Here is a 19,108-nt window from a genome sequence, read left to right as displayed (position 1 = left end):
ATGCTAGTTCAACGGATCTTTGCTGTACTCTACATGCTGGCCGGATTGGCCAAAGCATTTCCACAGTTAGAAAATGTCCCCGACATTCTGCGCCAGGCCGCCATCGCCAATCAGGGCACCTGGTATCAAGGGCTGAGCAATCTGCTCGCGCAACATGGCGATCTTGCCAATGTCGTCGTGGCCGTCGCGTTATTTGGCTCAGGCCTGGTGTTGTGGCTCAACCCTCGCTGGACCCGTTTTGTCATCTATGCCCAGCTGGCCATGATGGCGGTGTTTATAACCATTTTGCACCGCGCTCAGCCACAAGTGATCCCGCTGGATGCCATCTTTATCATCGCAGCACTTTATATTTTGCGTCAGCAATTTCGCCGTACTGACACTAAACGTGTGTTTACCAGTCAGGATTTTGCCAAACCCAAAGCCCAGGCTAAGTCTCCTGACAAACCTAAACTGGCCGAAGATTATGATGTGATCATTGTTGGCGGCGGAGTGTCGGGCTTGACCGCAGCCAGTGAATTCTCTACAGAGCGGGTCCTGATACTGGAAAAAAGCCCGACCTTTGGCGGCAATGCCCGCTGCAATACCCACCGCGCCCTGTCTCACCCTATTGCTGGTGTGTGTTTTCAACAACCTGTTGCTGGCTCCGATATGGACCAGTTACTGACCAAACTGGGGCTGGAGAAAAAATTTAAAAGTAACGCCGAAGATACGTTAGTTTTTTTCGATACTATTCTACTGCTCAAGTGTATCAGTGAGATCACTTTAGGCTTTATAAAATTTCCCCGCTATCTGCTAAAGCCAGCTGTCTGGGGGTTAACGGGGCAATTGCTGCTCAATGCCGTGATAGGCAAACCGTACGTTGTTGCCGCAAAGCAACTGGGCGACCCTATCTTTGCCGACCTGTATGCGTTTTTGGATGGCTTTGCCCCGGGCACTGAGCGCTACCCTCAGGTACCCTGGCAGGAGAACGCAGGCCTCGGCAAAGAAGCCATGGTACAACTGGACAACCTGTCTTTGTACAGTTACCTGTTTGAACCGGAAAAAACCGCCGCATTCCCGGATGAGCTAAAACCACCTCGCAAGCTCGGCAAGTTGGTTGAAAATGCAGTCACAACCACGCTCAGAGTCGAGTGTCTGGATATTCATGAAGTATCGGCCTACGTGGGCTTACATTTTCTGGTTGGCTATCTGCGCGGTAACTTGGTGACTTTACCGGGTGGTAACGGCCATATCAGTGAAGCCTTGGTTAGCCACCTGCGTCAGCAATCTAATGTCACTTTGCTAAGGGATGTCGCACTGGTAAACCTCAACAATACTGAGGCAGGCGTGCAGCTGACCGCGAAGGTGCAGCATCACAATATATCGGTAAAGGCGAAGAAACTTATTTGGGCCGCCCCCAAGCATAACGTTAGCGACTGGCTCCCGACACTGCCCGAAGATCAGGTCAATGCCATCAAAGCTATCCGCCATGAAGACTATTATCTGGCCAACGCGCTGTTATCACGCCCGGTACTCAGCCACTCCTTTGGCGGTTACCTGATTGAACCGGACCGCCCCGAGCAGCCTTATGCCTGGTGCAAGGCGGGCACCTGCCTGGTTGCGAACTGGATGGACAACGATAGCCGCAGTGAAGGTGGCGTGCTGACCTTACTCAAGCCCACTACCCGCCCGGAGCGACAGGGCCGCACGGCAGAAAACAACTTTGCCGGATTACAGCAGCAAACCTATCGGGAAATATCACTGATGCTGAACAACATCGGCGTCGACCCACGCATTGTCGAAGACATTCAGATCTGGCACTGGCCCAACGCGCTTATCACCTCAGTCATAGGCCAACAGGCTAGTGGGGTATTTCAGCGTGCTTCACAGCCACACGGAAGTGTGCATTTTGCCAATCAGGACAGCGTGGGAATAGGTAATCTGGAGAGTGCCATTTTCGCCGGTAAGCAGGCTGCTACACAAGTCAAACAGACATTACAACACACGGGTACAAGCGCCATACCGCGCAATAAGGAGACGATATAATGAGTCAATCACTCGTCGTCGCCCTCAGTGGCAACGAACAACTGGAATTAGGACACCTGGGCGGCAAAGGTCACTCACTGAATCATCTGATCCGTGCGGGCTTGCCTGTACCACCCGCCTTTTGTATCACCGCCGAGGCATATCAGACGTTCGTCAATACAGCACTGCCAGATGAATTGCTCAGTACCCCTGAGCTGGACAAGGTCCGGAATACCATTCTAAGTGCCGATATTCCTGAACCTTTGCGCGCTGCTATTGCGTCTGCCTATCAGGGCTTAGGCGACAACGCACACATCGCCGTTCGCTCCTCCGCCTTGGACGAAGACGGTCAAAGCCAGAGTTTTGCCGGTCAGTACGAAACCTATCTGCATGTTCAGGGCAGCGACAGCGTAATGGAAAAAGTGCGCGCATGCTGGGCCTCATTGTGGGCTGAGCGTGCCGCCGGCTATCGCAACAGCAGCGCCGCCGATACCGCCATTGCCGTGGTGCTGCAAACTATGGTCGATGCTGATGCAGCCGGAGTGATGTTCACGCAGGACCCACTCAGTGGCGATACCAACAAGGTGGTTATTGACAGTTGCTGGGGGTTGGGCGAAGGCGTCGTATCGGGTCAGGTGAGTACCGACAGCTTTATTCTGGACAAAGAAAACGGTGCGTTGTTGCAACAGGAGATCCGCACTAAGCCCCAATATTGCCAGCGCAATGCTCAGGGCCAGGTCACTTTACTGAATACCCCATCCGAAAAGCAACAGGCCGCCAGCCTGAATGAAGCACAACTGGCGCAATTGTTATCGCTGGCGAAACAGGCACAGGCCTTGTATCAGACCGAGCTGGATATCGAGTGGGCCCTGAAAGATGGCAAGATCTGGTTGCTCCAGGCACGCCCGGTTACCACTCAGGCCAGTAAAGCAGAACCCATTTACGCTAACTCCTGGGAGCAAGATCAAAGCATCAAGGACGGTGCCTTCTTCTCACGCATGGACACCGGCGAGATTGTCACCGGACTGATGACGCCGCTTGGTCTGTCATTTTGTGAATTCTATCAAAAGCATATTCATGGCCCGGCTATCAAGACCATGGGCTTAGCTGACATCAGTGACTGGCAAGTTTATATGGGCTATATCCAGGGTCAGGTGTATTTGAATATCTCCGGCTCGGCACACATGTTGCGCCAGTGTCCGCCCACCCGGGACGAGATGAAGTTCACCACCCGCTACGCGACTTCAGACATAGATTTCAGCAACTACCGCAACCCCTATGGTCGTGGTGTCGAAGGCTGGGACTACGCCAAAAGTGCCTGGCACTGGCTAAAACAGCAAGTGCACAATATGCGCTATGCAGGCAAAATTGTTGAGGATATGATTGCCCTGCGAGAAAACGAAACCAGACGTTTTCTGGCACTGGACTTGCCCAGTATGTCACTCAGTGAGCTGGATAAAGAGCTGACTCGTATCGACCAGTACTTCCTTGAATCCTGTGCGGCCTATATGCCGTTTTTCCTGCAGTCATTTGCTTTGTACGATGCCCTTGCGGAAACTTGCGAGGAACATTTTAAAGAGCGCGGCGAAGGACTGCAAAATCGCATCAAAGCCTCAATGAACAATCTGCGTACCATTGAGGTGACACGCGGGATCCTGGATCTGGTAGAACATGTACAGAAAAACAATGAACTAAAAGCTGTGTTTGAGCGCTTTGAAGCCGAAGAGCTGGTTAAAATACTGCCCGCTCACCCGCTTGGACAGCCGTTCTGGCAGGGTCCGTTTGAAGCCTTTTTACTGGAGTTTGGCGCCCGTGGCCGTCAGGAGTTTGAGCTGAGTATCCCGCGCTGGCGTGATGACCCAAGTTACCTGCTGCAGGTCATGAAAATGTACCTTAAACACCCGGTTGATCTGGAGAAAAAGCTCAAAGAAACCGAGAGTCTGCGCGAAGCCGACAGCGAGCAGCTGTTTAAAGCCTTGCCAGCCGGGGCACGATTTAAACTCAAAACCATCATTAAATTGTATGGTGTGATGGCGGAGCGCCGTGAAGCAACACGTCCGACGTTTATCACCGAAACCTGGTTCTACCGCTGCATTATTCTGGAAGTGCTGTCACGTCTGGAGCGAGATAACCTGGCCAAGGTTGAAGACTTGCCCTACATCGACTTCAATCGACTGCGCGACTATGTCGCCGGGCGCATGGGGGCCGCTGAGGCATTCAGCGAGTCGCTGCTCAATGCCAATCGTCATAGTCACCTGTTTAACCTCCATGCCGAAGAGCCTCCAATGGCCATTATTGGGCCTTATACGCCCAAAATGAAAACCACCTCGCAGGAGCACAGCGATTCGATGAGTGGCCTGGCTGCCAGCCCCGGCAAAGTCGTTGCCAAAGCTCGCGTCATCACCGACTTGCAGACCCAGGCCGGTGAGCTGGAGCCGGGAGAGATCCTGGTTGCACGCTTTACCGATGCCAGCTGGACTCCCTTGTTTGCACTTGCCAGTGGCGTTGTCACGGACATCGGCTCAACTTTGTCACACAGCTGTATCGTGGCGCGCGAGTTTGGCATTCCAGCGGTGGTGAATTTACACAGCGCCACTGCGGCAATTAAAAGTGGCGACACACTGATCCTTGATGGGGACCAGGGCACAGTGATCATCCAAAGAGAATAGCGAAATCCTATGCGGGTCAGTGACCCGCAGCACACCCAACAATCAACTTAAAAGTACAACGGCAAGTGGCATGCTGCCGCCGTTGCGGGTCGTTGCGTGCAATTTTCCCAGCGAACCGAGTTTTTAGCAGGCAGCAGAAGGAATAAATTATGACAAGCATTACAGGATTAGGCACTCAGTCGAGCGCATCCGGCTTTGAGCATATATGGCAAGCCGAAACGCAGCGCAGTGGTGCAAAGCAAGACACCATCACCGTTGGGGTAATCGTAGTCACCCGGGATGAGCAGTTTTTCCACACCGGATTGAGCGTGCTAAGCGACATTCGCGAGTACGTCTTTAACCGGGTGCATATTCAGTCAGAGCTGGCATTGAAAAACCCCTCTTTGGTGCCCTGCCCGCTTTACGACGAAGTGAGAGACAAAGCGATCCACTTTTTAAAAGGGCAAAAGAAGGCCATTAATATCCAGGTCATTCAGTGCGCCAGTCTGGCCGAGGCGACCGGTAAAATCATCCACAGCAATGCGCTCAATGAGCAACCTGATTTTCAGGTCGGCATGCTGTTTTACGACCAAACCTCGATGGGTTTTCAGGACGACAGCATAGATCAGATTGACCGCGATCTGGATGCCTTTTACCGTGCCATGCAGAAAATCGGCATTCCGGCCTTCTACACCAGCTTCTCGACCGTAACCTTTATCCGCGCACTGCGCACGCCCTACAGCTACCTGCCACAGCAATATCGTGAAATCGTGCGCAGCACCGATCCGGCCACTTTCCAGAGTGAGCTGTTGCGGCTGTGGATGGACTTTTTCGAAATGAATTATGCCAACCGCCGGGTCAAACCTGTTGGCTCTTTAGAGCTGCACAATACTCTGGGCGACCAGCTAATCAACTTCTTTGCCCGAACAGCGCCCGAACACTGGCTGGTGTCTTATTATACCGGCTCTGTGGTTTCCAACCTCATCGGCCATCTCGACCGTCACGCTGAAAAGCAAGGCGCCCTGGTGCTAAGAGGCCCGAATGAGCATGCCATTGCCTGCGGTGCGATTGCCAACTGGCAGCTCTACCACATGCCATTTTTGGCCGTGGTTACCTCCGGCATGATGGATGAATTCAAAGGCACTTTAGCTAACCTGAAAGAAACGGCAGCTCAGGGGATCATCGTAGTCGCCGAAAACCGCCTGAGTCAGTGGTACAGCTTCCAGGGCACCATTACGGCCAGTGAAGACATGCGTGATGTACTGGCCGCAAGACGCATCCCCTATGTATATATGGATGAAATTGAACAGATAGGTGAAAACCTGGCAGAAGTTTACCGCCTCTATCATCAGGGTCAGGGACCAGTTGTGGTATTGGCCACTCAGAATGTGCTCGAGTCTTCTTTGGAATTGGATTTACCGGCACTCGAAGCCCTGCCTGCGAGCCCAAGCGATGAGCCCGTTGAAGTCATGACTGACGAACTCCGTCAGGCCATCGAGCTTATCAATAACGGACCTGAAAAACTTATCTGGCAGCTCGGTCCGGTCAGTGAGGACGAATATGCCCTGATCCATGATATCGCCCAGCAAGCAGGCATTGCGCTGGTAGACAGCCTGGCGCACCCAGGCACGGCGCCTAAATATTACCAGGGTAAACGCAACGACAACTATCTGGGTACGCTGGCCATTTACGGTTATACGCCGCGGGTTTACAACTACTTTCATACTAAAGACAAGCTCAACAGCACCGATGAGCAGTGCCTGTTTATGATTAAAAGCCGGGTTGCTCAGATTGCCACGCCATTTTCCGATGGCCGCCTGGAGCGCAAGGTCCACCTGGTGCAACTGACCAAAGAAGCAACCCACCTCTCGCCATTTGCCGATCTGCAATTACATATGCGCTGTCGTGATTTCCTGCAGGCGGTGAAAAAGCACCTCAATGTCAGCGAATCGCTGCGTGCCAAGCGTATGGCGCGGATCATGGCTTACCCGGATACCCAATCTGATGTGCTCAGCAAACTGCCCAGTCTGCCAATGTCACCGAACTACTTTTTCTGTCAGCTTAATCGCGTGATAGAAGACTTAATCGAGCACGAAAACTTTGACTACACAGGTGTCTATGATGTGGGTCGCTGTGGTATTTCCGCCGTGCGCAACGTGGCCAAAACACGCCGCGGTTTTTCTGGCTGGTATGGTCGCGCGCTGATGGGCGACGCCCTGCTGGCCAGTGGCTATCTGGCCTATACCAGCCCCACCAATGTTATCGCCTTTATTGGTGACGGGGCCAAAGGCATAGTGCCCGATATTTTACCGGCGTTTATCGACAATATTCTGACTCACCCTCAGCTGCTCGATAAGAGCATCAGCGTGTTCTATTTCTGCAATGGCGGTTTGTCGGTGATCAACACCTATCAGGAACGGATTTTATTCAACCGCACCTCACGTCAGATGCGTCTGGTCAACATAGATCAGCCTCAGTTTGAGCAGCAGATCGGGGACTTTGACATTTCCGCCCAAACTCTGACCCAGTTCGATGAAACAGCGGTACGCTCGGCACTGACGGCACAAAAACGCCTGACGCTGTTCTCCGTGGTACTGGGCCACAACAACGAAGGGGATGGCATTTCACTGGCCACCGCCAAAGGCTGGCAACGCGACAGCGCCGAGCCTGTTACCCCCGAAACCGATTTAGATACGCCACCAGCACAGGAAGTTAACTCATGAAGTTTGGATTTATCGCCCACCCGACCTCAGTCGGCCTGAAACGCTACGTTAAAATGCTCGATCTGCTGCAACGCAACACCCAGGATCAGCATACCGGCTACAACCGTGAACTGTGGGGCAAAGCCAACCTGGTTCCGTTTATGAACTTTGCCAAGATCACCTCAGCCAGCGGCGCGACCTGTGAAGGCATGATCAAATATATGCCACTAATAGCCGAAGAGATGATTGCCGACCCCAGAGGCATTGCCGAGCGCGTGGTCGCCGGTGTGGAAGAGTTTGTGGCTGACGGCGCAGAGCTGGTTGGCCTGGGTGGCTTTACCTCAATTGTTGGTCGGCGCGGCGAAGCCACCGCCGCCAAATCTCCAATCCCCATTACCTCGGGTAACTCGCTGACCACTTATGCCGGCTACAAAGCCCTGATGCAAATCAAAGAGTGGCTGGACATCAACCCGGAAAAGGAAACCGTGGCCATCGTAGGGTACCCGGGTTCCATTTGCCTAGCACTGAGCCGCTTATTGCTCGCCGAAGGGTTTAATCTGAAACTGCTGCACCGCGCCGGTCATAAAGACAAAGCAGACATGCTCAGCCACCTGCCGGAGCAATACCACAATCGGGTGAGCCTGACTGGCAACCCGGACGACTTGTATGACGAATGCAAGCTGTTTGCCGGGGCCACCTCAGCCGGTGACGTGATTGATGTAGCGAAACTCCAGCCCGGTTCCATCTTCATTGATGTGGCGCTGCCGCGGGACGTCAATGTCGATGCCCGCCCAGCCCGCGATGATATTTTAATCATCGATGGCGGCTGTGTGACCGCCACAGACGCGGTGAAACTGGGTGGTGAGTCACTGAATGTCACCATCAAACAACAGCTCAATGGCTGTATGGCCGAAACCATAGTGCTGGCGCTGGAGCAGCGCCGCGAGAACTACTCTCTGGGTCGTTACCTGGAGCCGGTCAAGGTACTGGAAATCGGTGAACTGGCCGAAAAACATGGCTTTTATGCCTATCCGCTCGCCTCCTTTGGTGAGCGTATTGACCGCCAGCATGTCACCAACCTGAAGCGCTATTACCATCAGGACATTTATGCCATCGACAAAGGCGACACCAGCCAGCGGCTGACCTTTATCGATAACATCCTGGCCCAGGATCCAGCCAAAGAAGACACCCTGGACCGCCACCATCAGTTTATTAACCCCATGATGGTGGAGTTTTTAAAACAACAGCGCTGCGACAATGTATTCCGTAAAGCCGAAGGCACTATCTTGTATGACAATGAAGGTACCGGCTATCTCGATATGGTGGCAGGCTATGGCTGTCTTAACCTAGGCCATAACCCAACCGCCGTCAGCGAAGCTGTCAAAAGCTTTCTGGATGAGCAAGGCCCTAACTTTATCCAGTATATTTCTGTCCCAGAGCACACCGCCAAGCTGGCTGAGGTGCTGTGTCATTTAGCCCCGGGCGATATGGGCCGAGTATTTTTCAGTAACTCAGGCACCGAAGCCGTTGAGGCGGCCATTAAACTGGCCAAGGCTGCGACCGGTAAGCCGGGCATTGCCTATCTGAAAAACAGCTATCACGGAAAAACCCTGGGGGCGCTGTCTATTACCGGGCGGGAAAAACACCGTAAGTACTTCCAGCCGCTGATCCAGGCCATGGTTGAAGTGCCTTTTGCCGACTTAGATGCACTGCGTGAAGCCCTGCAACGCGACGATGTGGGCGCACTGATGATAGAGCCCATCCAGGGTGAAGGCGGCGTGCATGTGCCACCAGCCGGATATCTGAGTGCCGTTCAGCAGATCTGTCGCGACACTGGCACCTTACTGATGGTCGATGAGATCCAGACCGGCCTGGCCCGCACCGGTAAGCTGTTTGCCTGTGAATGGGAAGACATTGAACCCGATGTGCTGATGCTCTCAAAGTCCCTGTCCGGCGGACTCATGCCCATCGGCGCGACCTTGTGTCGCAGCGATGTTTGGCAGCGTGCCTATGGCACCTCAGATCGCTTCTTAGTACACACCTCCACCTTTGGTGGCGGCAACCTCGCCTCAGTGGCCGCACTGACCGCCCTGCGAGAGATCGTTGCGCAGGATCTGGCCTCTCGCTCTGACGAACTGGGCAGCTACTTCAAAGCTGAGCTCCAGGCCATTGCCGATAAATATCCCTTTGTGGCCGAAATTCGCGGTAAAGGTCTGATGCTGGGGATCCAGTTTGAGCAGACCTTTGACGGGGCCGTGGCCGCCTCAGCCAGAGAGTTTGCTACCCGCCTGCCAGGGGATTGGCACAGTACCTGGAAGTTCCTGCCCGATCCGGTCCGTGAGCATCTTCAGGCGGCCATGGAGCGCATGGAACAAACCCTGGGCGAAATGTTCTGCCTCAAGTTTGTCACCAAGTTCTGTCTGGACCATCAGATCCTCACGTTTGTCACCGCCAACAGTTCAACGGTGATCCGGATCCAGCCACCTTTGGTGATCACAAAACCTGAGATTGACCGCTTTGTCAGCGCTTTCTCTACGGTCTGTGAAGAACTTTCGACCTTTTTAAATTAAGGAACTCGGGTCGCGCAGCCAACCAGGCCCGACCCACAACGTAATACATGATTGATAAGGATTACTTATGACTCTCAACAAACAAGACGTCGTCAACCACATGATGGGCTTTTTCCAGGCCAAAGCCGTGACCGCTGCATTATCGTTAAAACTGTTTGATCATTTTCGCGACACGGACCTGAGCGCCCAGCAACTGGCCGACAAAATCGACGCCCCACTGCGCTCTACTGAGCAAATGCTGATCGCGCTAAATGCCATGGGCTATCTCACTAAACAGCACGACCTGTACCACCTGCCTGCCCAGCATCACGCCTTTTTGGTGAGCGATGAGCCTATGTGGCTGGGCTGGCTGGGCCGCCACATTGATACTTTCTTATACCCTTTGTGGGGAGAGCTGAGCAGCGCAGTAAAAAGCGATACCAATCAACGTGAAGCGGTATTTGGTGACAATCGCAGCTGGTTCGACATTCTCTATCAAAACCCGGATGACGTAGCAGACTTCCAGGAGTTCCTGGGCAAATTTGCCGCTCCCTTCATCGAAGGCTTCGTCAAAGATTACGATTTCTCCCAGCACCATTCCTTTTTGGATATCGGCAGTGGCATTGGCACCTTGCCAATTGCGGTGGCGAATGCCCATCCGGGCGTGTCGCTGGCTATCTGTGAATTACCTCAGGCGTCGGCATTTTTGCGCGACAAGCTGGGTGAGCAAGGCTATGGCGATCGCATCGAAGTCGTGGAAGGCGATGTCATCGCAGGCAACTTGCCGATTGGCAATTACGACCTCATTCACCTGGGCTGGATGCTGCACGACTATGCGCCAGAAACTCAGGTCACCATCTTAAAAAATATCTACAACGCCATGCCCGCCGGTGGCCGCTTTATTGCCTCAGAAACGCCGCTGAATGATGACAAATCGGGTCCTGAGTTTACCGCCCTGCTGTCACTGAATATGTTGGTATCCACAGACGGGGGGATTGAAAGCAGTAGTGAAGAATATTTGGCACGTTTTCATGAAGCTGGATTCAGCAACGCCCGTATCCTTGAGATCCCTGGGCCACGGACCCTGATCGTCGGTGAAAAAGCCTGATCAGGCAATAACAGAAGGAGTAGCAGGATGTTAGCCACTAAATTACTAGACCATATCGCCGCGCAATTTCTCGACGGCGAAACAGACGGCCTTGAGTCGCAAACCCCCTTGTTTGAGTTAAATATCGTTGATTCGGCGGCCATTTTTGACCTGGTCGATTACCTCAAACAAGAAACCCAGTTAAACATAGGTATGCAGGAGATCCACCCGGGCAACTTTGCATCAGTCGATGCCATGGTCAGCCTGGTTGAACGCCTTCAGACAGAGCAAGCATAAGGAGGCTTGAAATGAGTGCCACGAATCCAAAAGTAAATCCGGATATTATGGAAACCCTGCAACAGGAAGTCCTGAAGACATTTGCTGAACTGACAGAATATCCTGCCAATACCCTAGACCTGACCAGTCATTTAGAAAATGACTTTGGTATCGACTCCATTGCCCTGGCCGAAGTGACCGCAGCACTGACTAAGCAACTACAGCTTAAAAACCCGCTGTCGATTCAGACTATTCACTGTATTGGCGATGCAGTTGAGCAAATCGCTGCACAGGAATTTCACCTCAGTGAGGTCAAGGCGACGGTCAGTGCCGATAGCCCACAAGATGCGTACAGCTGGCTGCGTGAGCAGGTACGTTCGGTGTTTGCCAGCTTCAGCGGCTATAACACCAGTGAACTGAGCATGGATGCCGAGATTGAGAGCGACTTAGGTATAGATTCTGTCACTGTGGTCTCAGCTCAGGGCGAGCTGCTCAAAGCCCTGGGACTGAGAGACAGTTTAAAAATTCCAGGCTGTAAAACCCTGGCTGAGCTGGAGCAGGCGTTTGCCAGCTTACTGGTAGAAGAAAAAGGCGCACAATGGGCCGCTGAGCTGGTGAGCAAAAACCCGCTGATTGATGAGCTGCTCAATCCAACCGCAAAAAATGACGAAATAGTGCACCAGATAGACAGTGATGATGGCGACACCCGCACCATGCGCGATTTTGTCGGGATCCAGCACCCGGATTTATTCCACAAAGCCAGTGAATTCAAAGCTTTCTATGACAAGAAAAAGGCGCAGCAACTTTACTGGTACGGTATGCCACTGGAAACGCCGTGTAAAAATCGTGCAGTCATGTTTGATGAAGTCACCGGCACCAGTCGTGAGTTTCTGATGTTTGGTTCAAACAGCTATCTCGGCCTGTCGAACCACCCCGAAGTGATCCAGGCCATTCAGGATGCCGCTGGCCAGTATGGTGCCACCAACACAGGGTGTCGGATTATTGCGGGCAGTAACGTCTTGCACCTGGAGCTGGAGCGCAAACTGGCCAAACTAAAAGGCCGCGAAGCCTGTATTGTTTACCCGTCTGGCTACTCGGCAAATTTAGGCTGTATTTCCGCGTTGACCTCGAAACACGACCTGATCTTTACCGATGCCATTAACCACATGAGCATTACAGATGGCTGTAAGCTGGCCGGTGCACAGCGTAAGATCTACAACCACTCACTGAACAGCCTGGAAAAATCGCTGGCCAAATACGCCGACCACCCGGGTGGCAAACTGATTGTGACCGACGGCGTGTTCAGCATGCACGGCGATATCGTGGACCTGCCGCGCCTGATGAAGCTGGCCAAGCGCTATGGCGCTCGCGTGCTGGTTGATGATGCACACTCTACCGGCGTATTGGGTAAAACCGGTTCAGGGACTACCGAACACTTCAATATGAAAGGCGAAGTCGACCTGGAGCTGGGCACCATGAGTAAAGCCCTGTCTGGCCTGGGCGGGTTTGTCTGTGGTGATGGCGATGTGGTGGAGTTCCTGCGTTTCTACTCCAACTCTTACGTGTTTGCCGCAACCATTCCGGCCCACGTTGCAGCCGGTGTGATTGCATCGATTGATGTGATGCTGCGCGAGCCAGAGCGCCTGACCAAGCTCTGGGACAATATCTACTACTTCCGTAACCTGATGCTACAGGCGGGCTTTGATCTGGAAAACTCCGACTCGGCCATCGTTCCTGTGGTGGTCGGTGATGATGCCACAACCCTGGCTCTGGGACGCGCCGTACGTAAGCGTGGCTTGTATTGTCAGACCGTGGTCTTCCCGGGCGTGGCCGTTGGCGATGCGCGCCTGCGCCTGAGCATCACCAGTGAGCACACCAAAGCGGATTTGGATGAGGCCTATCGTATTTTGGTTGAAGGCGCACTGGAAGTCGGCGTGCCACTCAGTCAGGACGTGAAAGCGGGACTTGCGGAGGCCTGAGTATGACGACAATTCCGTCATCGGCCCGTTTTGCGCTGAATCTGCTGAGCCATGCTCAGCAGACACCGCATAAAACGGCGCTGATCTGTGCCGAACAGTTGTGGGATTATGCGCAACTGGCTGAGCGTGCATGCCAAATCGCCAATGCACTGTGCGCGCTGGGTCTGGATCAGGCGCCGGTGCTGTTAAATTTACCCAAACAGCCGGATACCGTCGCCGCCATTTATGCCTGCTGGCTCAGTGGCAATCATTATATCCCCATCGACTACAGCCAGCCCGAAGCCCGGGTTGAACGTATTATAGCCGCAGCCAAGCCGGCCTTAGTGTTGGATCAGGACTGGCTGAATACACTCGACAGCCTGGGCCACAGCAACGACTACGAACACGACCTGGCAGCCTATATGTCGCGCTTACGCCAGCACCGGGAAACCGACATTGCCGCAATACTTTATACCTCTGGCTCAACCGGCACACCCAAAGGCGTGCAGATAAGTCACGATATGCTGGACTTTTTCATCGACTGGGCAGTCGACACCATCCGGGTAGACAGCGAGGATACCCTGGCTAATCATGCCAGTTTTGCGTTCGACTTAAGCACCTTTGACTTGTTTGCAGCAGTGCGCACAGGCGCCTGTGTTTGGCTGATCACTGAGCAGGAGCAAAAGGACACGCTGGCCCTGATCCGGGGGATCAAAAAGCACCAGGTGAGTATCTGGTACAGCGTACCCTCCATTTTGTCCATGATGGCCCGCAGTGGCGAGCTGACCAAGAGCCATACTGCCACCCTGAAACAGGTCATTTTTGCCGGAGAGCCGTTTGTGGTGGCGGCGCTGCAACGCTTGCTCACTTGCTTGCCCGCAAGCACCCGATTACACAATTGGTACGGGCCAACCGAAACCAATGTTTGTGTTGCCTGGGAGGTTGACAGAGCGCAACTGAGCGAGCTGCGTCATTTGCCCATAGGTGCTTTGCTGCCCGCTCTGGAAGGCTGGCTGATAGACGAGTCTGGCGCACAAACGCCCTTATCAGAAAGCCTTGGCAAAAGTGGCGAGCTGCTGATCGGCGGACCCTGCGTGACCCCAGGCTATGCCAATGTGGCATTACCGCGCGCTACGGCGTTTCACCAACAGCAATGCCATGCAACCGGCGATCTGGTCGAGCTGAGCGAGAATGGACTGGTGTATCGCGGTCGTATCGACGATATGGTCAAGCTCAACGGCTACCGGGTTGAGCTCGGCGAAATTGAGTCTTTGCTGCATCAGCACCCGGCCATTGAACAGGCCGCATTGCATCTGGCACAGGACGAACTACAACATAAGCTGATTGCGCTGATCACACTTAAAGCCGGCGCCGAGAAACCCTCGTTGCTAGCGTTAAAGCAACATTTAAAACAACAGCTGCCCGCCTATATGCTGCCACACAAAGTGGTGGTCACTGAGCAGCTGCCGCTCAACGCCAATGGCAAAGTGGATCGCAAACGCCTGGCGGAGTTGGTATGAGTATGAGAGGCAAACTATGAGCAGACACGCACCTTCTCCTTTGGCCATTGTCGGAATTGGCTGCGCCCTGCCCGGCGGCACTGACTTTGCGACCATAATGCAACAGCATGCCTGGCGGGCGAGCCAGTTTGTCAGCCCCTTTGGCTGGACAGTTGCCGGAGAGCCACTGCAAGGGGGTCAGGTAGACACAGACAACTTTGACTACAAGAAGTTTTCTATTCCACCTTTATTTCGCAAAGCCGTCAGTCGTGAAACCCGGATGGCGTTGCTCAGTGCCGAAGAAGCACTGAGCAAGCTGACCCTGAGCGATGCCCTGCGCGATCATTGCGATCAGCTGTGTGCCACCCATATGGGCAGCGATGCCGCCTATCGTAACGCCACCAAAGTGACTGCGCTGCGCACGCTCGCTGAACAACTGGGGAGCGATGAAAGCGCACGGTCTCAGATTGATGCCTACAAACAAGCGCTTGCTAGCACCTTAGGTGCCACATCGCACGACAGGGTTGGCGAAATGGCCTCGACCATTCCCGCCCGCATTGCCCATTTTGCTCACACCCGGGGCAAATGTCAGACCCTGGATGGCGGCGACCTTGGCGGCCTACGCCTGCTACAGGCGGCGCAGGACAACTTTCGCTATCAGGACAGTCAGCTTGCGGTACTGACCAGTATTCAGTGTTTTCATCACCCGCATCAAAGCGAAATGCTGCACCAGCAAGGGGTCTCAATTCAGCAACCCTGGCTGGAAGGTGCCATCAGCCTGGTGGTCTGCCCCGTTGCCGTTGCACAGCAGCAGGACTGGCCAATTCTGATGCAGCTTGGCACCATCACGACCTCAGACACAGAGCAGGCACCAGCGGGCTACTTCGCCGGTGCCAGTCAGGTGTTTTATCAGTTACTTGGCATGTACCTCAGTGGTGCATCAAGCTGCGCAGGTGCTGCCTGCCTGGGGCCAGGCTGGCAGATCCTCGCCGACCTGCACAGCGACAATTCTGCTGGCCACGACACGCAAGTCGCCATCACACAATACCGGCCCATTACCGCGCTGGGCCATGACACAAATCGTTTCTGGCAAACCCTGGCTGATGGCGCTGACCTGTTGCGCACTCAGTCAGCGCAGCAGCTCAATACACAGGCCTTCGTCAGGGATACCCCGCAAAAGCTCAGCACCTATATCAATACTGCGATGAGCTTTAACAGCCATAATCCGCTTGATGTGACGCTGAACAAAGCTATGATGCCGGCTAAAAAAGCACGTCTGGATGTGTCGCAGCTGCAACTGTTACAAGCGGCACAGTCAATAGAGTTAGACGCATTTGAGCGCCCTGCCGTGATTTTGGCCTGTAATTTGTCGCTGGATGCCGATCGTCAGGCGGGGGCAAGCGCACTGTGGGATCAACTGCCTGCTGGCCCAACTCCGTTGCCACAGTCTACCCCGCCCACCATCAACCGCTGGAGCTGGTACGGGGCAACCGGCCTGGGTGGCGCGAGATTGCTGGCGGAGCACTTAGGGATGCCCGGTGCCGACTGTATCGCCATTGAAGCCGCCTGTGCCAGCTCGATGGCGGCACTGCACAACGCGGTCAGAGGGCTGCAATCGGGACGCTATGACGGCATTGTAGTCGCGGGCATTGAAACCGCCACACTGGAACGTGACTTGGTATTATGCGGCGCACAAATGATGCTCTCAGCGCAGCGCATCCGGCCTTTTGCCAAAGGTGCCGATGGCTTTACCCCAGGTGATGGTGGCGGCCTGTTTGTGCTTCAGACAAACTCCGATGCATCACACGCCATTGCCCACATAGATGCCATTTCCGGCTCCTGCGACAGTCGCTCTATGACAGCGCCGGATCCCCAGGGCCAGGCACTGGCCATGTATAAGACCCTGCAGCTAGCGTCGGTTAATCCCGAGCAGGTGCAGTATCTGGAAACCCATGGCACAGGCACCACGTTGGGCGATCAGGCCGAGCTGGAATCGCTGTGCGCCGCCTATCGCCGGGAACACCAGCAGCCACTCTATCTGGGCTCAGGCAAATACAACTTTGGTCACTGCTTTGCCGGTGCCGGTGCCATCAGTCTGGCAAAAGTGCTGGCTGCACTGGAGCACGGCAGCATTCCACCCACCCCGGTTGTGGGCGAACTGAATGATGCTCTGCCTTTTGACAGCATTCCGGCAGTCGTGCCACAACAGACCAAACCCTGGCCGTGGCTGGCTGATAAGCACCGCATTGGTGCCATCAATGCCTTTGGTACCGGGGGCATTAATTATCACCTGACCTTAATTCAAACTCATTCAAAGGGATCACTATGAAACTCATCGTTCACAAAATTCGTTTAAAAAACATTGCCCACCTGGGCGCGTTTCGCGACTGGGTAGAAACCACCGACTATAAAGCCTGCGAACAACTGGACTCAGTCAAAGCCTTTGCCGTATTTGAAGCGTCCAGCGAAGCCGATGCCCCCTTTCACTTTGTTGAAACCATCTACCTGGAATCCGAGCAGGCGTTTGAGCAGGATATGACCACGCCCTTGTTCCAGAGTCTGGTCAGCCGCTTTGATGAAATGGCCGAGGTGGTCGAGGAGTTCAAAGGTGAGCGGATAGCGCAGGGTTATCAGCAGTGATAGCACCGCAGCTGGTTGCGCCTGCGGGTGAGACTCCCGTTTCGCCCAGGCTCTACATCAGACAATATATCGACCCCTCTGCGCGCGCACCCCGCTTAAACCAGGGGAGTCGCGTAAAACAGCAGTGCCGGATACTGGCCTCCGAGGCTTTACAACAAGCCAGCAGCACCGGCCATGTCCGCCTTTGCCATACGCCCAGCGGACAACCTTTTGGCTTTGCGGGCAAAAACCGGCCCCTGCTGAGCGTGTCTGCCAGCCATAGTCAAAACTGGTACGCGGTTGCTACCGCCCCGGTGTCTCTGGGTATCGATATTCAGGTTTATCGCGGCTTTTCAGAAACCTGCCAGCAGCGTCTGTTTAATCATGGAGAGTTATCAGCCGACATGCTCACTCAAAGCGCGCTGTGGTCAGTTCGCGAGGCATATCTTAAGTTACATGGCCGGGGCCTGCCCTTTGATTTTCGCGACATCCAAGTCCAACCCGATACCAGGTGTGGCGCCATCAGCTGTGGCCGTGTCACCAGCCAAAGTGGTGTGCTCACGATGGCCTGCTACTGGCTGTGGCAGACGCTCTACTTTTGCTGTGCAGTGTGTATCGCAGGCAACGCAAAAGTCACCCCGACACTTTTTTTAACCGACATGGAAGCGCAACATGACCCATTGTACATTTGAACACGCGCTGGCTGAGGCCATTCAACTGGCACGTCTGGCGCCTTCTTCGCATAACTGTCAACCCTGGATGGTGCACTTTGATCCCGTGATCCACTGTGGCTATCTGGCCATTGACCAGCGTCGTAAACTGACCGGACTGCCCTCTTTGGAGCGTGAAATGCTGCTCAGCTGTGGGATTTTTTTCCATTTTCTTGAGCAACTGGTGCGTCTGCGTGGCTACCCGCTCCACTGGCGCTGGTGCGATGCACAAGAACAACAGGCTTTAGCTGGCGAAGACAGGGCCCTTATTCGCTTTATGCCCGGCCCAGAGCAACCCCAACAGCAAAGCGCCTTTGCCAATCTCTCTGAGCAGCTACAACAACGCCACACCGTGCGCTCTGCCTATCGCAATACAGCACTCAGTGCGCAGCAACACAGCGAGCTGAACACATTACTGAAACCCTACCCCATTACGCTGGGTATTTATTATCAGCACACCCATGGCAAGGCACTGGCAAAGCTGACGCAGACCTATGCCGGACTGGATTTTGCCAACCGGGCCGCCTGGCGTGAAACCTACAGCTATATTCGCTTTGATGAACGTCGCCAGTATGAAGACGGGTTCTATCTGCACAACCTATTTGGACCTGTCTCTGGCGGTTTTAAAACCTTTTTTAAAGTGGCATTTCATCCGCGACTGAGTGGCTTAAACAAGTTACTGGGGTTACCAGGCAAGATGGCGCAGGGCCTGGCGGAGCTGGTTGAAGCGGGGCCACAGTATCTAGCACTGAGCACCACGAAGGAAGGCGATGAGGCCTTGTTTCGCGCCGGGTTAGGGTTGGGCACTATGTGGCTCAGGCTACAACAATGGGGCTGGGCCATGCACCCGGTAAGCGTGCTGGTGCAACACGACAACGCCAGGCAAGCTTTGGCCGAGAGCCTGAGCCAGGCAGCGCTGCCGGTTTTCTTTGCCCGATTTGGCGAGCCAAATGAGTCTGGCAGCCCGGCTCCGAGGCGGCACTGGCAAAGCATTCTGGTCTCAGATACCCGTGGCCAGGTCCAGCCCAGGACCACTGGACGGTGAGCACAACACAA

At 54.3% G+C, this 19,108-nt stretch carries 12 protein-coding genes; all 12 read left to right on the top strand.

What is annotated here, in order from left to right; translation table 11 throughout:
• A complete protein-coding gene (locus tag L1285_RS05875) occupies window positions 1-2,025 on the top strand; it encodes a DUF6041 domain-containing protein (protein WP_235411352.1) in 2,025 nt (674 codons plus the stop codon).
• Complete coding sequence (locus L1285_RS05870; protein ID WP_235411351.1) at window positions 2,025-4,673, top strand: PEP/pyruvate-binding domain-containing protein; 2,649 nt, start codon at window positions 2,025-2,027, stop codon at window positions 4,671-4,673. Before L1285_RS05875 ends, L1285_RS05870 begins: the two co-directional genes overlap by 1 nt.
• A 149-nt stretch (window positions 4,674-4,822) precedes the next feature.
• On the top strand, window positions 4,823-7,375 hold the full coding sequence (locus L1285_RS05865) for a biosynthesis protein PigD (protein ID WP_235411350.1): 2,553 nt from the start codon (window positions 4,823-4,825) through the stop codon (window positions 7,373-7,375).
• Window positions 7,372-9,924 carry an aminotransferase class III-fold pyridoxal phosphate-dependent enzyme gene (locus tag L1285_RS05860; RefSeq protein ID WP_235411349.1) on the top strand — a complete coding sequence of 851 codons (2,553 nt, stop codon included), beginning with the start codon at window positions 7,372-7,374 and terminating at the stop codon, window positions 9,922-9,924. The genes L1285_RS05865 and L1285_RS05860 overlap by 4 nt, the downstream gene beginning before the upstream one ends.
• Before the next feature lie 67 nt (window positions 9,925-9,991).
• A complete protein-coding gene (locus L1285_RS05855; RefSeq protein WP_235411348.1) occupies window positions 9,992-11,011 on the top strand; it encodes an acetylserotonin O-methyltransferase in 1,020 nt (339 codons plus the stop codon).
• Between the two features lie 27 nt (window positions 11,012-11,038).
• Window positions 11,039-11,287 carry an acyl carrier protein gene (locus tag L1285_RS05850; protein WP_235411347.1) on the top strand — a complete coding sequence of 83 codons (249 nt, stop codon included), beginning with the start codon at window positions 11,039-11,041 and terminating at the stop codon, window positions 11,285-11,287.
• Window positions 11,288-11,298: 11 nt separating this feature from the next.
• Window positions 11,299-13,245, top strand: a complete 1,947-nt coding sequence (locus L1285_RS05845) for an aminotransferase class I/II-fold pyridoxal phosphate-dependent enzyme (RefSeq protein ID WP_235411346.1) — start codon at window positions 11,299-11,301, stop codon at window positions 13,243-13,245.
• Between the two features lie 2 nt (window positions 13,246-13,247).
• Window positions 13,248-14,744, top strand: coding sequence for a D-alanine--poly(phosphoribitol) ligase (locus L1285_RS05840; RefSeq protein ID WP_235411345.1), 1,497 nt, complete (start codon window positions 13,248-13,250; stop codon window positions 14,742-14,744).
• Window positions 14,745-14,760: 16 nt separating this feature from the next.
• A complete protein-coding gene (locus L1285_RS05835) occupies window positions 14,761-17,052 on the top strand; it encodes a polyketide synthase (RefSeq protein ID WP_235411344.1) in 2,292 nt (763 codons plus the stop codon).
• The gene (locus L1285_RS05830) at window positions 17,049-17,363 is read left to right on the top strand and encodes a RedY (protein ID WP_125716234.1); all 315 of its coding nucleotides are present in this window, start codon (window positions 17,049-17,051) and stop codon (window positions 17,361-17,363) included. Before L1285_RS05835 ends, L1285_RS05830 begins: the two co-directional genes overlap by 4 nt.
• Window positions 17,360-18,034, top strand: coding sequence for a 4'-phosphopantetheinyl transferase family protein (locus L1285_RS23830; RefSeq protein ID WP_235411343.1), 675 nt, complete (start codon window positions 17,360-17,362; stop codon window positions 18,032-18,034). Before L1285_RS05830 ends, L1285_RS23830 begins: the two co-directional genes overlap by 4 nt.
• Window positions 18,015-19,097 (top strand): hypothetical protein, encoded by a 1,083-nt coding sequence (locus tag L1285_RS05820; RefSeq protein ID WP_235411342.1) that lies wholly within the window; start codon window positions 18,015-18,017, stop codon window positions 19,095-19,097. Before L1285_RS23830 ends, L1285_RS05820 begins: the two co-directional genes overlap by 20 nt.
• Window positions 19,098-19,108: the final 11 nt, after the last annotated feature.

It is taken from the genome of Pseudoalteromonas sp. DL2-H2.2, from assembly GCF_021532535.1.
Lineage (GTDB): Bacteria > Pseudomonadota > Gammaproteobacteria > Enterobacterales > Alteromonadaceae > Pseudoalteromonas > Pseudoalteromonas rubra_A.
Note: the sequence above shows the minus strand (reverse complement) of the source record. Positions and strands in the feature narration are given on the sequence as shown.

Excerpts from the sequence above, each read along its gene's own strand:
- L1285_RS05875 (WP_235411352.1), top strand. The coding sequence starts at position 1 with ATGCTAGTTCAACGGATCTTTGCTGTACTCTACATGCTGGCCGGATTG.
- L1285_RS05870 (WP_235411351.1), top strand. The coding sequence starts at position 2,025 with ATGAGTCAATCACTCGTCGTCGCCCTCAGTGGCAACGAACAACTGGAA.
- L1285_RS05865 (WP_235411350.1), top strand. The coding sequence starts at position 4,823 with ATGACAAGCATTACAGGATTAGGCACTCAGTCGAGCGCATCCGGCTTT.
- L1285_RS05860 (WP_235411349.1), top strand. The coding sequence starts at position 7,372 with ATGAAGTTTGGATTTATCGCCCACCCGACCTCAGTCGGCCTGAAACGC.
- L1285_RS05855 (WP_235411348.1), top strand. The coding sequence starts at position 9,992 with ATGACTCTCAACAAACAAGACGTCGTCAACCACATGATGGGCTTTTTC.
- L1285_RS05850 (WP_235411347.1), top strand. The coding sequence starts at position 11,039 with ATGTTAGCCACTAAATTACTAGACCATATCGCCGCGCAATTTCTCGAC.
- L1285_RS05845 (WP_235411346.1), top strand. The coding sequence starts at position 11,299 with ATGAGTGCCACGAATCCAAAAGTAAATCCGGATATTATGGAAACCCTG.
- L1285_RS05840 (WP_235411345.1), top strand. The coding sequence starts at position 13,248 with ATGACGACAATTCCGTCATCGGCCCGTTTTGCGCTGAATCTGCTGAGC.
- L1285_RS05835 (WP_235411344.1), top strand. The coding sequence starts at position 14,761 with ATGAGCAGACACGCACCTTCTCCTTTGGCCATTGTCGGAATTGGCTGC.
- L1285_RS05830 (WP_125716234.1), top strand. The coding sequence starts at position 17,049 with ATGAAACTCATCGTTCACAAAATTCGTTTAAAAAACATTGCCCACCTG.
- L1285_RS05820 (WP_235411342.1), top strand. The coding sequence starts at position 18,015 with ATGACCCATTGTACATTTGAACACGCGCTGGCTGAGGCCATTCAACTG.